Raw genomic sequence first — 14,896 nt, 5'->3', positions numbered from 1 at the left:
TTGCCGTAAGCGTCAGGAGGCGTATGGTGAAATCCAGTCATGATTACTGACACCATACTTCCGGTCATCCTCGGTTGTGCCACAACAGGAGGCGTCATCGCGTGCCTGTGGCTGCGTGAACCCGCCTCCTTCGCTAGTCGCATGCTGGTGCTAGCCATGGCAGCCCTTGCCGGCGATGCGCTGTGTACTGGATTCAGCCTCCACGCGCAAAACTGCCTGCAAGTAGTCGTCTGGCAACGTTCCGGAATGATGACCAGGACGGTTGCTTTGCTCAGCCTGACGCTCTTCAGCCTGGCTTATGCCCGGGTTAACTTCAGGGAGTTCCTACGCTGGTGGCGCTGGCCGCTATCAGTCATTGGGGTGGTTCTGGGCGGCCTTGCGGTATCAGGGTGGAATGACTGCGTCACCACTTTGCGTCTGTCGGAAGTTGACTCAGGGTGGAGACTGGGCCTGGGACGAGCAGGCAGTTTTATACTTTCGCTACAATTGTTGCTGGCCGTGGCCGCACTCATGAATATGGAACGAACGCTGCAGGCCGCCATAGGAACTCTGCGGTGGAAGGTCAAGTTCGTCACTCTCGGCGTAGGCGTTGTCCTGGCGGCACAAATCTATACCATCACCCAGACGATTATCCTCGGCGCAGTCACACCCCTCTCAGGCGAGATCAACCTGGCCGCCATGGTCGCGGGGGGGGTACTGGTGATCGCCTCGCTGTTTCGCGCCCACCTGGGCGACGGGGATCTCTACATCTCAACCCATCTCATTTTCAGATCGCTGACCATATTGGTCGTCGGGGGATATCTTGTCGCCGTCGGGGGGGCCGCCAAACTCTTCTTCAATAGGGGCGATGACTGCACGTTCCTGCCATTTAAGTTCCTGCTGTTGCTCACCGCGTTGGTGGCGCTGGGAATTGCCCTGCTTTCCGACCGCCTGCGGCAACGTGCCAAACTTCTCCTGAGTCGTCATTTATTGCGGCCACGCTACGACCATCGCCAAGTCTGGGCGACGCTGATCGGACGAACCTCGCAAGCCGAAACGGCTCCCTCATTCTGCCAGGAAACAGCGAACTGGATCTCCGAAACGTTTGAAATCATGTCCGTGACGATCTGGCTCCTCGACGAATCGGTAGCGAAGCTCAGTTTTGGAGGGTCGACCAGAGGGCCGGAATCCCAGGCCATCACGCCGACCGGTGCAAACATCAATAGCCTGACCCGCGGCTTGAGGGCCAACGGCGATCTCATCGACCTGGAGTCAGCCACCGGTGACTGGATCGACCTGATCAAACACCTCTCCCCGGACACGTTTCATTTGGGCGGGCCGCAACTCTGCCTGCCGTTACTGGCAGGACAGGATATGGTGGGCATGATGGTCATGACGGACAGGGTTCAGCGCCTCCCTCTTACCGCGGAAGAACTGGACCTGATCCGAACCATTGCCGCGCATGTGGCCGCAAGACTGTACGTGTTCCGGCTGTCTGAACAAGTCCTGCAGGCTAAACAGATGGAAGCCTTCCAGGCCATGTCCGCATTTTTTGTGCATGACCTCAAGAATACCGCGTCAACGTTGTCTCTCATGCTGCAAAATCTGCCCACTCATTTTGATGACCCGGCCTTCCGCCACGATGCGTTGCGTGCCGTCGCAAAAAGCGTGGACCGGATCAATGCCATCATCGCCAAGTTGGCACTCTTCCGGCAAGGCATGGCCATCACCCCGACTCCTGCGGACTTGAATACGGCCGTAACGGCAACCTTGGCTGAAATGACGGTTCCAGCAGGAATTGAAGTCCACCCTAAGTTGCGCCCATTACCGATCATTCCCCTGGATGGCGAGCAAATCAAGAAAGTGTTGTTAAACCTGCTGCTCAATGCCTGTGAAGCGATGCCACAAGGAGGTTCCCTGGACATCGAAACGGAGCTTCAAGAGCCCTGGGTGCTGCTGACGGTGGCGGATAGCGGCATTGGGATGTCAGTCGATTTCCTGCGCCGGTCATTATTCCACCCGTTCAAAACATCCAAGCCTCAAGGTTTGGGGATCGGCCTGTTTCACGCCAAGGTGATTGTGGAGTCCCATGGCGGCCGGATCGAGGTCGAGAGCGAACCGGAAAAAGGCAGTCAATTCAGGGTCTGGTTACCTGTTAAAGGAGGCATACATGAATCCGCAACTTCTTGTCGTCGATGATGAGGATGAGATCCGAACCCAGATGAAATGGGCGCTGGCCGATCACTACACGGTCTCTCTCGCCGCCAGCCGTGAGGAAGCGCTGGCCGGGGCGGCCGTTCATGCCCCTGAACTCGTTTTACTTGATCTGGGGCTACCCCCTTCCCCGGATGAGCCAACGGAGGGCTTGCTGACCCTCGCCACGCTGATTTCTCAAAACCGTTTCCTGAAAGTGATCGTGATTACAGGCCAAGGAGAACGCAGCATGGCCATGAAGGCCATCAGTGACGGGGCGTATGATTTCCTGACAAAACCGGTTGATATGGACGAGTTGAGAATCATCTTGAAGCGGGCCAGGTATGTCGCCCAGCTTGAACGGGAACACGATGCCCTGCAACGACGGGTGACTGAAACCGGATTTGAAGGAATGATCGGTTCGAGCCCAGAAATGCAAGACGTCTTTCGGATGATCAGGAAGGTCTCTACTACGGAAGCACCAGTATTGATTCTCGGCGAAAGCGGAACCGGCAAGGAGATGACCGCCCTGGCCATTCATCGGCTCAGCTCGAGAGCGGCCGGGCCGTTCGTACCTATCAACTGTACGGCGATTCCAGAAAATCTATTGGAGAGCGAATTGTTTGGCCATGAGAAAGGGTCCTTTACAGGGGCTCATGCCCAATGCAAAGGACGGTTTGAAGCCGCCCAAGGCGGGACCTTATTTCTTGATGAAATCGGGGATCTGCCGGCTTCGGTCCAGATCAAACTCCTCAGATTCTTGCAGGACAGGATGATCGAACGGGTCGGGGGGCGGGGATCCATTGAAATCAATACGCGAATCCTGGCGGCAACCAATAACAATCTGGAAAGCACCATTCAGGCAGGGCGATTCAGGGAAGATCTCTATTACCGGCTTGCCGTGGTCGTCATCCGGATGCCGCCGTTACGGGAGAGATCCGGCGATATCCCCATCGTCGCCAAAGCCCTGCTTCAAAAACATGCAATGGAAAGCCAGCGGACCCTTTCGGGATTCAGTCCTGAAGCGATCCGCTTGATGGGCTCTTATCCCTGGCCCGGAAATGTCCGCGAACTGGAAAACCGGATTAAACGCGCCGTCATCATGACCGAAGGCCACCAGATCACATTAGGAGATCTCGATCTCACAGGCACCTTACCGGATAAATCCGGAAAATCCTTGAAGGAAGCCCGGGAAACCTTGGAACGCGCAATGATCTTTAAATCCATCGAGCGCAATGCAGGAACCATCAGTCGGGCAGCCGAGGAACTGGGTGTCAGCCGCCCAACCCTTTACGAACTGATGGCAAAGCTGGGCATTAAGAAAGCCGACTTGAAGGGGCAGGATTCACCTGCTTAACCTTGACGTTATTAACCATTCAAAGGTGAGCGGTCGCGTTGCCCTATTGCCCGCCACAAACCGGCCACAGCGGCAAAGCACTATTCTTGCTGCTGCGGCTGATCGTGCCGGCCACATCCGACCCGAACCACACCACCCAGGCGTAAACCGGATCACCCGCATAGGTGGTACTGGTCCAATAGAAGTTTGTCACCATCCCGCCAAACGGGTGCCCTGGCGTCAACGAGCTATTGGCCTGCCCCTGATCAACCAGACTCGCTAATTCGGCCCGGTTCGGCAGCCGCCAACCGGTGATGCCCCCGTAATTCAAGTTGTTACAGTAATCGACTGCCGTTGCCCAATTCGTTGAGATTCCTGCCACGTTGGCGTTTCGCGCCCAGATCAACCCCGTCAGATTATCCAGAACCACATTGGTATCTGACAGAACCGAAAACCGGGGATCAGGCCATGCAATCCCCGCCTGTACTGACCCGTCATCGCCGTTCTGATACGAAGTCGTCTGCCCGGTCTTCGGTACGGATGCGACAAAGTGAGTCCGGTTACTACTCACCGCGACCCGGTAAAACATCGGGACAGGGACGGTGATGGTGTTGCTGGCTGACTGGACCGCAACCAGTGACCCGTAACTGGAATGCCAACTGCCGGAACCGTCGATGGCCGGCGCCCATTGCACATCGTAATACAGATTCGTGAGACAGTTGGTCCAAGTCAGTTCCCCGGCTCCAGTGAACGCAATAATATCAGGGGATTGTGCATGCGCCGGGATCACACCACTCAACACCCCCACGACCATGACCTCACTCATCACTCTCCGCAGTATTTTTACCCGATAATTCATCTGAGGACTCCTTTTTACACACCTATTCATCACGATCCCTTCGCCCACCCCTTACCCGTATGAAACCTGCCAGATCCCAGGACCTATGTATGTCAGGGAATCCCTGAAAGGACCTTGCCAAATCCCTGACGATCAACGCAAAAAAAGAGCAGCACGAGTTGTGCTGCTCAAAAACAAACGATGCACGTTTGTTTTTCAACCGTTCATGCGACGCGTGATGGCCGCAATTCCGGTCAGTGCCAGGCCGAGCAAGGTCACGGTCGAGGCACCATCAGGAACGGACGTCGAGGACTCCGCATCATGCGAGAAGGGAGCAAACTCAACCATATCGGTGGTCAATATCTGATCTCCCTTGACCCGCGCGCCAGTCTCGCCGGCCGTCCCGGCCGCTACCTGGAACAGGTCGAAGTGGATCCCGTACCCGGCATCCAACCCGTTGACGTCCACAGCGAAACTCTGCCAGTAGAAGCCGCTGTTAGCTGCTGCCACGGGATCACCGGGAACGTCCTGAACATTATAGACCAGGCACTGTTTATTCGCATCGAACACGACATTAAACTCCATGAAATAGGTATCAAATATTCCATGGGGCGCGAGCTCGCTTCCAATCGCGGTCGTGTCAGGCAGTAAGGCATCCGGGGGTCTGCCCCAGGCCATATCTGCAGCCACATTGTACGTCACGCCGTTGAAACTGAACGTCCCCACCGACGGCGCCGGTGAACTATTGGCTGTTTTGGGATACAAAGCGGCCGAGATGCGATACAGACCCGACAGGCTGGAATCACTGTCCGGGTTCAACAATGCGAACACATCAAATGTTTTCGCATTGGCGATGGTGGTTCCATCCACATAGGTTCCCCCACCGATATCCAACTGAAGCGTCGGAATGGCTATTGCCGACACCCCTCCGAGCAGGACGGCCGCAATAAACGCGACCTTGATACTGGACCTGCTACGGTCTAACAATCCTGAACTTTTCATATTTCACCTTCTTTCCCTACACATTCCCATTCACGTCATCTAGTTATTCAGCTTGAGGTATGCCATCCCGCGCCTAACTTGTTTCAACCTCACCCCAGCCATCGCAGCTCTCTCTGATGCAACATGATGTATATGCAGGAATGCCCGGCTAGCCCACCTTGCAACGCAAAAAGCATTTGCCGTAAAGGCCGTTTTGTAAAGAAATCCGACACTCAGTAGTGTTATGTCCATCTCACTTAAAATATATCGCTAACTAATCACGCCAGATGTCTTTTCTCTTGGCCGTTCTTTCTTGATCTGTTATTAGGGCCAAGGAGGATGCATCTATGGCACACACTAAATGGTTGGGCATATTTCTCCGTTACGGCTTGATTCTGGTTGTGGCGTCTGGCTGCTCGAACGCGCACTACCAAGACCGGCATATGAAACGTGCTGACCGGTATTTCGAGCTGAAGCAGTACCAGAACGCGTCCATCGAATACGGGAACGTCCTGCAGCAGGATAACACAAACATAGCCGCCCTTTGCCAAATGGGCCTGTGCAGCTTGGAACTCAACAACCCCCCGCAGGCCGTTGCCTTGGTGCTCAGGGCCGAGCGCCTCGCTCCTGACGATTTTAACATCAAAGCCATTTTAGCACGTTTGTACCAGGCAAACGGGACCCCTGCCAAAGCGCGGGAACTGGCGCTTGCCGCGTTTTCAAAAGGAACACGCCCGCTCGAAATGCTGACCATTGTGGCTGAAACGGCTCACTCCCGGACTGAGGCTGAAGACGCACTGCGCCTGGTCGCAGCGGCCAAAGATCGATTCAGCACCAACGCCGACTATTATGCGGCTGAAGGGCTCCTGTCATTGCGGCTAGGAGATGTAAAATCCGCCGAGGCTAGCTTTCATATGGCCTTGGACATTGATTCTGCTTTTGCCCGCGGCTATCTGGGGTTGGCCATGCTGCACCAGCTGAAAGGCGATAGGGAGCAGGCTGAACGAAACTACCGGAAAGCGGCTGATCTTGCCGGAATACACTCACCCGAAACGATCAAATGGGCGCTCTTTGAACTCCAGACCGGTAAACCAGAGGAGGCGAAACGGATCTTCGAAGCGATGGCGGCAACGCCCTCGCGGTCCCCGCTGGCCTTGCTCCAGTTGACAAAGATTGCGATGAGCCAGCGGCAATTCGCGGAGGCAGAAAAGGCCGCTGACAGGATCCTCAGTCAGTTCCCGAATCATATCGAGGCGCGACTCCTGCGAGCCCAATCAAAACTGGCCGGCGGCAAGACCGCGGCCGGACTTAACGAATTGAAACAAATGGTCGTTGCTTTTCCGCATGCCGGAGCACTCCGGTATGAACTCGCCCTGGCATTAGCCCAAACGGGTGCTCCAGACAAGGCCATATCCGAGCTCCACACCGCACTCCAGCTCAAGCCGGATTACAGTGATGCGACGTTGTTGCTTGCAGATCTTTTCATACGCACCGGGGATGCCCCCTCCGCCATCCAGGTTCTGAGCGATCTGTTGCTGAAACACCCGGATTTGGGGCGCATCTATGTATTGCTCGGGGCATCACATCAGTCACTCGGGCAATTTGACCTGGCGCTCACTGATTATGCAAAACTGGGGCAGCTTGATCCCAAAAGCCCCCAATCCCCCTATCTGACGGGGTTAATCCACCTGAAACAGAAAAATCGCGAAGCGGCCATCCGCTCCTTTACCCAGGCCTCGACAGTGGCGCCCGGCTTTACCCTCCCTCTGGCCCAGCTGGTATCGATCGACCTGAATGCGCACCAGGGTACACAAGCTCTGGCCCGCATTGATCGGGCGATTGAGCTGACATCTGAATCAGGACCCTTGTGTTATCTGCAAGGTCAGATTTACCTGAGCATGGGAAGTCCCGACCAAGCGGAGGCCGCATTCCGGCGGGCCATTGAGTTTGAACCCGAATCCATCTCCGCATATGTGGCCTTGAGTCGGCTCTACCTGTCATCCCGCCGCGAGGATGAAGCGCTCCGTCGATTATCCGAGGCCCTTCAAAAAGCCCCGCATGATCCCGCCTGCCTGATGCTTAGCGCCCTCCTCCGGACTCATCAATTTCAATTCCAGACCGCGGCCGACCTCTACGAGGAGCTCATCAAGATTCGTCCGGACTTTATTCCGGCCCTTAATAATCTCGCCTGCCTGTATGCCGACAACCTGAATCAGCTGGAAAAGGGGCGCAATCTCGCTATGCGCGCCAGAGACATCGCTCCGCATGACCCGTATGCCGCCGATACACTGGGATGGATTCTTTTCCGCAGTGGCGACACCCGCTGGGCCGCCAGTCTCCTTCAGGAAAGCGCCGAGGCCTTGCCCACCGAAGGTGAAGTCCTCTACCATTTGGCCAGGACTCAACTGGCGATGGGCCGCGAGGCGGCGGCCCGTGACACCCTCAGGGCTGCAATGATGACCGAAAAAGAGTTTTTGCAGAAAGCCCATGCGTCACGCCTACTCACCCTCCTCGAATCTCCCACTCCGGTTCCAGACGAGAGGCTACAGGGGACCATCAGGGAGATCCTGAAAGAGGATCCCGACAACCCCTCGGCACTAACCCGCCTGGCGGCGCTCCAGGCTTCCAGGGGCGACAGTGCCTCCGCCGTGAAGATTTACGAACAGGTAGGCACCACCTGCCCGACCTATTATCCCGCCTCGCTCAGACTGGCAGCGATCCTCCTGCAGCAGGCCGCCTCGCAAGATCGAGCCTTTTCGCTCGCCTGCAAGGCCCACGAAAGTGCCCCGGACGACCCTGAAGCGGCCCACCTTCTGGGATGGATTGCCTATCAGAAGAACCAGTACAAATGGGCGCTCAGCCTGCTTCTTGGCGCCGCTGGCGCAGATGCCCGCAATCCTCAACTTCTTTACCACCTCGCTTTGGCCAAGTACAGAACAGGCCAGGAGCAGGACTCCATCGCATTGGCACGTCAAGCACTTGCCATGAAGCAGCCGTTTGAAGAAGCCTCCGATGCAACAGAATTTCTTAAACTCACGAATCCTGATGCGAGCTCCAGGTCCCCTCAGTCCGGGCTCGACCTGGCCACACAGGTGCTGGCCCGGGATCCGGCCAATTTCCCTGCGTTCATGCTGGCTGGCCGGGCGCAGTGTACGCTGGGACACACCGCAGAGGCTAAACACTGTTACGAAACTCTCCTCGCGATCCAAAGTGATTTCGCTCCGGCCCTTCTCGCGGTGGCTTCTCTCTATGCGGCCTCAGGGGAATCTGAAAAAGCACTTGAGGCGGCACAAAAGGCACGAGTACAACTGCCCGACAATGTCCCCGCCGCGAAACTTCTGGGGGGGCTCTCTCTTGCCAAAGACCAGAACGAATATGCGGCTGCCCTTTTCCAGGAGGTCATTACCCGGACCCCCCGAGACCCCGAGGCGCTCCTCGGCCTGGGCCAAGCCCGTATGAAATTACGAGAAACAGATGCCGCCCGAAAGGCTCTGAAACAGGTAATCGAAGTTGCTCCGGTATCAGCTTCAGCGGATGTTGCGCGGCACTCCCTGAACGAACTCGCCCGATAAGTCCCCCCTCGCAACGGAGTTCAAAGTTCCGAATTCAAAGTTAAGGCCTTCGTCTGGTCTTGACTCGAAACTCGGAACTTTCAACCCGGAACTCTAAACGCCCCCCCCTATCAGGTTTTTCGTAGTTTTTTTTACGGATATCCCCGATAGGCGTGATTCCCCCCCAAGGAATAGGATGCGTCCAGTGGAATGAATCAGGTCTTAACGATTTTAGAAAGCAGCATAATTGATGGGGCGGAGCTGTGCTTAATTCAACTCAACGTCAGGAGAAATGATCCTCATGAAGATGCCTCGTTTCCAGCTTACAAAGTGTCTTCGTCTGGCCGTGCTCGGACTGTCCATCCAGACCGGCGCGATGTTGCTCACCGGATGCTTTTCCTATCCCTCTCCTAACGGGCCTAAAGAACCTGGACCTGTGGTCACCATGAATCTGGTCCCCTCGGATGAACTGGAAATCCGTTTTCTCGGGGCTCCCGACCTCAACACCATTCAGAAAATCCGCCGCGATGGCTGCATCTCACTGGGTCTGATCGGCGACGTGAAGGCGGAAGGCCTGACTCCCACGGAACTGCGGAACGATCTGTTGACCCGCTATGAATCGAGAATTCAAACCAAGGAGATTACGGTCATCGTCAGAACTCAGGCCCCCGTCTTTGTCACCGGCATGGTCAAACAACCCGGCCGGGTGGAATTCCAGAAACAGTTTACCGCGTTGCAGGCGATCATGGCCATGGGCGGGTTCGACGAGACCTGGGCCGAGGTCCGGGATGTCGTGGTCATCCGCCAGGAAGGCAATCTGAGCAAAGGGTATCACCTCAACTTTGCCGGAGCCCTCAAGGGGAAAGACCACACCCCTTTTTATCTGCAACCTCTTGACATTGTTTATGTGCCTCGAAAATCATTTTGACGCTTTTATCAAAAACCGACCACGGGAAGGGAGGCTATATGAGCCTGACACATTTTATAAAATCACACTTCAACCTCTCTGAATTGCTAGACCCCACCGCGCTCGATGCGGCCGCCCCTGTGGACCAGTTCAGAGCCATGATCCAGAAGGAACGTCATTTGGCAGACCGGACTGGACGGCGGTTATCCGTGCTGATCTATAACACAGACATGACCTCCCCTTCCGATTTGGCCAAACTGATCGACACCCTGAAAGGGCGAATCCGGGATACCGACGACATTGGCTGGATGGCACCCAATGAACTGGGCATTCTGCTCCGTGACACCACTTATGAGGGGGCTGAGGTTCTCGCCAAGACGCTCACGATGCGTCTCACGCAGGAACATCCGCCATTTGCGTGGAAAATCTTCTGTTACCCCGAGAACCCCGAAATGACGGAGGCCTTGGCCCCGCCTTTTCCCACGTGGAAACGAATGACTGACATTATTGCGTCGGCCACTATCCTGCTTTGTTTATCCCCTCTTTTGATCCTGATTTCTCTAGGCATTGTCCTGGTGGCACCCGGCCCTGTTTTTTTCCAGCAAGAGCGAATCGGGTATCTTGGCCGCCGGTTCATGTGCCTGAAGTTCCGGTCCATGAAAGTAAATGCCTCCACCGCCAGTCACCGGGCCTATCTTAAAGAGCTCATTTATTCGGGCATTCCCTTGAAGAAGCTCGATGAGGCACATGACCCCCGGATCATTCCATTAGGTCGCCTGATGCGCGCCAGTGCCCTGGATGAACTACCTCAACTCTTCAATGTGCTGAAAGGCGATATGAGTCTAGTCGGGCCGCGCCCCTGCCTCGATTATGAATATGAAACATTTCTGCGGTGGCACAAACGTCGCTTCGAATCATTTCCAGGCCTGACGGGGCTCTGGCAGGTTAGCGGCAAAAACAAAACCTCCTTTGCCGAAATGATACGGCTGGATGTGGCCTATGAACGACGACGGTCATTCCTGTTCGACCTGATGATCATGGCCAGAACACCCCTGGTGCTGCTTGAGCAACTCATCGACACCTTCAATCCCCCACTAAAGGAGCAAGCCTATGAGTCGGCCCATTAATATTGGCATTGTCGGATATGGATACTGGGGGCCCAATCTGGTCAGGAATTTCAAAAGCCTCAAGGGATGTAATGTCAAGCTGGTCTGTGACCCTAATCCCAAGCGGTTGGCCCATCTTCACGACCTGTATCCCGACATTGAGACCTATTCTGACTTCAACCTGATGTTAAAAGACGGTGATGTCGAGGCGCTCGCCATTGCCACGCCTGTTCACTTGCACTACTCCCTTGCCAAAACCGCACTGGAAGCAGGGAAACACACGTTTATCGAAAAGCCCATGGCAAGCTCGGTCGCCGAATGCCGCAGTCTCTGCGCTATTGCAAAACAGCGGGATCTCACCCTCATGATCGGCCACACCTTCCTGTATTCATCGCCTGTCCGGAAAATCAAGGAGATCGTCGATTCCCAGGAACTTGGCGATCTTTGCTACATCAGCTCGCGCCGGCTCAACCTTGGCCTCTTCCAAAAAGACATCAACGTCGTCTGGGATCTGGCCCCCCACGACCTCTCCATCATTGCCTATCTCATGAATAAATGGCCCTCCGCCGTCAATTGCCACGGAAAAGGCAATCTCAACCAGGCTACCGAGGACATTGCCAACCTCACACTGTTTTTCGATAAGGCCGGGTTTGCAATGGTACATAGCAGCTGGCTGGATCCACGCAAGGTGCGCGAAATGACCATTGTCGGCACCAAGAAAATGCTGGTCTACGACGATCTGGAACCGCTGCAAAAGATCCGCATTTATGACCAGCATGTTGACGCGCCTCCCCACTATGACACCTTCGGCGAATTCCAATATTCGTATCATTACGGAGATATGGTGGCGCCTCATTTGAAACAGGAAGAACCGCTGAAGGTAGAGTGCCAGCACTTCCTCGACTGCATCCAAAACCGAAAGTCCCCGTTTTCAAATGGGTATCAGGGGCTCCAGGTAGTTGCGATTCTTGAATCAGCCAGCGAATCAATCAAACGTGGCGGGGAGCGGATCAACCTCCCCGCGGACCTTGCCTCAACCACATTCTCGGAGTTTCAGGGGTGAAAGATAAATCAGAATCCAGAGCGGAGCCGGCGCCACTTCGCTGCATTGCGCCAGATGTAAAGCTGGGGAAGGATGTTCTTATCCGGAATTTCACCAATCTCTATGGTTGCGAGATTGGGGATGGATCCCGAATCGGTGCCTTTGTGGAAATTCAAAAAGGGGTCCGCATCGGGAAAGCCTGCAAGATTTCGAGTCATACGTTTGTGTGCGAAGGAGTGACCATCGAAGACAACGTCTTCATCGGACATAATGTCACGTTTATTAATGACCGGCTGCCCCGCTCCACCAATAGCAGTGGAGTCCTGCAGTCCGAGAAAGACTGGGTTTGTTCGCCTACGCTGGTCAAGAAAGGCGCATCGATTGGTTCAAGCGCCACCTTGCTCTGCGGCATTACCATTGGAGAGAATGCCCTGGTGGGCGCCGGCAGCGTGGTGACCCATGATGTCCCACCTAACACGATCGTGGCGGGCAATCCTGCTCATATTCTTAAACAAATGGAGGCATAAACTATGGATAAGATTCCGTTTCTTGACCTGAAGGCTCAATACGCACAATTACGCGATGAGATTAATCCCGCCATACAGGAGGTGCTGAATAGCGCGGCATTTGCCAGCGGCCCCTTCGTTAAAACGTTTGAAGAAGAATTTGCGGCATTCTGTCATTGCGCTGAAGCCGTAGGGGTGGGAAACGGGACGGATGCACTATGGCTGGCGTTGCTGGCCCTCGGCATCAAGCCTGATGACGAAGTGATCACCGTCCCCAACACCTTTATGGCCACCGCGGAAGCCCTCAGCCTGTGCGGGGCGCGTCCCGTGTTTATTGACATCAATGAACAAACCTACCTGATGGATCCAACCCGTATTGAAGCGGCGATCACCTCCAAAACCAAGGCGATTATTCCTGTTCATTTATACGGCCAGATGGCGGATATGGACTCCATCATGGCCATTGCCCGGCGACATGGGCTGTGGGTCGTTGAAGATGCCTCCCAGGCGCATGGCGCGGAATACCGGGGGCGCCCGGCCGGTTCTATCGGGAATGCCGGCTGCTTCAGCTTCTATCCTGGAAAAAACCTGGGAGCCTACGGGGAAGCAGGAGCGGTCGTAACCAATGACCCCACCCTCGCCCAGCGGATACGGTTGCTTCGTGAGCATGGCCAGCCTCAGAAATACATCCACAGCATCATTGGCTGGAACTGCCGCATGGACGGGATCCAGGGCGCGATCCTCAGCGTCAAACTCAAGCACCTCAAGACGGCCAATGAAAAACGACGGCAACATGCCGAGCATTATGAATCCTTGTTTGCCGGCATTCCGGGAATTATCCGCCCCGTTGCGGCGAGCGATGCCAAACATGTCTACCATATCTATACGATCCGGACACGCCACCGGGACGAATTGATCCAGCACATGGATCGACAGGGAGTGACCTGCGGGATCCATTATCCCATCCCGCTCCACCTGCAGGAAGCCTACCGGTTTCTGGGCTGGGGTGAAGGAAGTTTTCCGATTGCCGAACGGTGTGCACGCGAGCAACTCTCCCTGCCCATGTATCCGGAGTTAACTCACGATCAGATTTCCCGGGTGGCGAATGGGGTAACGGAATGGGCGGCAACCCGGAACCCGTTACTTCTGTATGAATCCACTCCCTCCTTAATCCACCGTGAGCCTAACCCCTTTAAAGCCGCTTAATCCCCTGAATGAACTGGCTTGGGATGAGCGCGTATTGTCCAGCGGAAGCACATGTGTGTTTCACAGCAGGGCCTGGATTAAAACCCTCGTGGAGAGCTATGGGTTCGCGCCAGTCTGTTTTACACGAACCTGTGACCAATTGTTTGATGTGCTCATTCCCCTGATGCAGGCGCAAAGCTGGGCGACGGCCCGACGGGGTGTCTCCCTCCCGTTTTCTGATTACTGCCAATGGATCCTCCCCGAAAAAGATCAGGAATCGGTTTTTATCCAGCTTTATGATGAGGGCAGACGACGGGGCTGGCAATATCTGGAAACACGCAATGAAATGCATTGGCAGGCATCCGCTCCGGCATTTGAACGTGTATGGCAACATGAACTCCCTCTCACCCCGTTGCCCGGCGCGCTGTGGAACGGCTTGACCCCCGAAGTTCGCACGGCCCTACGTAAAGCGCAGAAGGCCGGGGTGGAGGTGAGATTCACCAGAGACCTGAGTGACCTGCGGATATTTTATGACCTTCACTCTTTAACCCGGAGAAACCAGGGCATTCCCCCTCAGCCTTGGATGTTTTTCAATAACCTTTACAGGAATGTCATCGCCTCAGGACTTGGAGAAATTGGAATCGCACATCAGAAAGGAGTTCCTCTTGCAACCGCACTCTATCTCTATTTCGGCCATTCGGCGCTGTATAAATACGGCGCTTCTGACCCGCACCTCCTCCCCTTCCGCGGGAATAACGCACTTATGTGGGAGGCCATCTCCCGATGTGCACAAAACGGGTTTACGCAATTCTCACTGGGACGCACCGACCTGGCAAATGAAGGACTACGCCGTTTCAAACTTGGGTGGGGATGCCGAGAAAGTTCGCTGGATTATTTCAGATATGATTACCGGCTAGGAACCTTCCTGACGAAACCGGGAAATCCCCCCCAATGGCCACATCGTATTGTCCGGAATAGCCCGATCCCGCTCGTTCAACTTATCGGCAAACTGCTCTACCCTCATCGATCATGACAAAACAAACTGACAGTTCATTGCTCACCCCTGACACCATCGAGCATATCTGCTCCGTCATCCATTTCAATAAATGGCTGATTTCAGCATGTTTTCTGACGGGATTAGCCATTGCCATTACCCTGTTTCAGCTAACCCCAACCACCTTCCCCTCTGAGGCAAAATTGCTTATCCGTTACGTGAGTGAAGCAGTCCCTCTCGCATCAGGCTCAGGAAGCAGCGTCGTCGCTCCGGGCGTC

At 55.1% G+C, this 14,896-nt stretch carries 11 protein-coding genes; 9 read left to right on the top strand and 2 right to left on the bottom strand.

The features are described 5' to 3' along the window. Window positions 1-39: 39 nt before the first annotated feature. Window positions 40-2,178, top strand: a complete 2,139-nt coding sequence (prsK, locus tag WCS52_02650) for an XrtA/PEP-CTERM system histidine kinase PrsK (GenBank protein MEI6166071.1) — start codon at window positions 40-42, stop codon at window positions 2,176-2,178. Next, complete coding sequence (prsR, locus tag WCS52_02645) at window positions 2,150-3,529, top strand: PEP-CTERM-box response regulator transcription factor (GenBank protein ID MEI6166070.1); 1,380 nt, start codon at window positions 2,150-2,152, stop codon at window positions 3,527-3,529. The genes prsK and prsR overlap by 29 nt, the downstream gene beginning before the upstream one ends. Before the next feature lie 43 nt (window positions 3,530-3,572). Here prsR and WCS52_02640 read toward each other — a convergent pair whose 3' ends face one another. Next, complete coding sequence (locus tag WCS52_02640) at window positions 3,573-4,367, bottom strand: DUF1566 domain-containing protein (GenBank protein ID MEI6166069.1); 795 nt, start codon at window positions 4,365-4,367, stop codon at window positions 3,573-3,575. A gap of 195 nt (window positions 4,368-4,562) precedes the next feature. Then, a complete protein-coding gene (locus tag WCS52_02635) occupies window positions 4,563-5,348 on the bottom strand; it encodes a choice-of-anchor N protein (GenBank protein ID MEI6166068.1) in 786 nt (261 codons plus the stop codon). A gap of 326 nt (window positions 5,349-5,674) precedes the next feature. Between WCS52_02635 and WCS52_02630 the strand changes: the two genes are divergently transcribed. The 7 genes from WCS52_02630 (at window position 5,675) to WCS52_02600 (ending at window position 14,657) form a co-directional block, all read left to right on the top strand. Next, window positions 5,675-8,899 (top strand): tetratricopeptide repeat protein, encoded by a 3,225-nt coding sequence (locus WCS52_02630; GenBank protein MEI6166067.1) that lies wholly within the window; start codon window positions 5,675-5,677, stop codon window positions 8,897-8,899. A 280-nt stretch (window positions 8,900-9,179) separates the two neighbouring features. Continuing rightward, window positions 9,180-9,806, top strand: a complete 627-nt coding sequence (locus WCS52_02625) for a polysaccharide biosynthesis/export family protein (GenBank protein ID MEI6166066.1) — start codon at window positions 9,180-9,182, stop codon at window positions 9,804-9,806. 38 nt (window positions 9,807-9,844) lie between these two features. Next, window positions 9,845-10,912 carry a sugar transferase gene (locus WCS52_02620; GenBank protein ID MEI6166065.1) on the top strand — a complete coding sequence of 356 codons (1,068 nt, stop codon included), beginning with the start codon at window positions 9,845-9,847 and terminating at the stop codon, window positions 10,910-10,912. After that, a complete protein-coding gene (locus WCS52_02615) occupies window positions 10,896-11,954 on the top strand; it encodes a Gfo/Idh/MocA family oxidoreductase (protein ID MEI6166064.1) in 1,059 nt (352 codons plus the stop codon). The genes WCS52_02620 and WCS52_02615 overlap by 17 nt, the downstream gene beginning before the upstream one ends. Continuing rightward, the gene (locus tag WCS52_02610) at window positions 11,951-12,460 is read left to right on the top strand and encodes an acyltransferase (GenBank protein MEI6166063.1); all 510 of its coding nucleotides are present in this window, start codon (window positions 11,951-11,953) and stop codon (window positions 12,458-12,460) included. The genes WCS52_02615 and WCS52_02610 overlap by 4 nt, the downstream gene beginning before the upstream one ends. Window positions 12,461-12,463: 3 nt before the next feature. After that, the gene (locus tag WCS52_02605; protein MEI6166062.1) at window positions 12,464-13,645 is read left to right on the top strand and encodes a DegT/DnrJ/EryC1/StrS family aminotransferase; all 1,182 of its coding nucleotides are present in this window, start codon (window positions 12,464-12,466) and stop codon (window positions 13,643-13,645) included. 55 nt (window positions 13,646-13,700) lie between these two features. Then, window positions 13,701-14,657, top strand: coding sequence for a GNAT family N-acetyltransferase (locus WCS52_02600; protein ID MEI6166061.1), 957 nt, complete (start codon window positions 13,701-13,703; stop codon window positions 14,655-14,657). Window positions 14,658-14,896 lie beyond the last annotated feature (239 nt).

Source organism: bacterium (genome assembly GCA_037128595.1).
Taxonomy (GTDB): Bacteria; Verrucomicrobiota; Kiritimatiellia; order CAIKKV01; family CAITUY01; genus JAABPW01.
Note: the sequence above shows the minus strand (reverse complement) of the source record. Positions and strands in the feature narration are given on the sequence as shown.

What these genes read in the sequence shown, in the direction of transcription:
- WCS52_02615 (MEI6166064.1), top strand. Translation starts at nt 10,896, where the DNA reads ATGAGTCGGCCCATTAATATTGGCATTGTCGGATATGGATACTGGGGG.
- WCS52_02605 (MEI6166062.1), top strand. Translation starts at nt 12,464, where the DNA reads ATGGATAAGATTCCGTTTCTTGACCTGAAGGCTCAATACGCACAATTA.
- WCS52_02635 (MEI6166068.1), bottom strand. Translation starts at nt 5,348, where the DNA reads ATGAAAAGTTCAGGATTGTTAGACCGTAGCAGGTCCAGTATCAAGGTC.
- prsR (MEI6166070.1), top strand. Translation starts at nt 2,150, where the DNA reads ATGAATCCGCAACTTCTTGTCGTCGATGATGAGGATGAGATCCGAACC.
- WCS52_02620 (MEI6166065.1), top strand. Translation starts at nt 9,845, where the DNA reads ATGAGCCTGACACATTTTATAAAATCACACTTCAACCTCTCTGAATTG.
- prsK (MEI6166071.1), top strand. Translation starts at nt 40, where the DNA reads ATGATTACTGACACCATACTTCCGGTCATCCTCGGTTGTGCCACAACA.
- WCS52_02630 (MEI6166067.1), top strand. Translation starts at nt 5,675, where the DNA reads ATGGCACACACTAAATGGTTGGGCATATTTCTCCGTTACGGCTTGATT.
- WCS52_02625 (MEI6166066.1), top strand. Translation starts at nt 9,180, where the DNA reads ATGAAGATGCCTCGTTTCCAGCTTACAAAGTGTCTTCGTCTGGCCGTG.
- WCS52_02640 (MEI6166069.1), bottom strand. Translation starts at nt 4,367, where the DNA reads ATGAATTATCGGGTAAAAATACTGCGGAGAGTGATGAGTGAGGTCATG.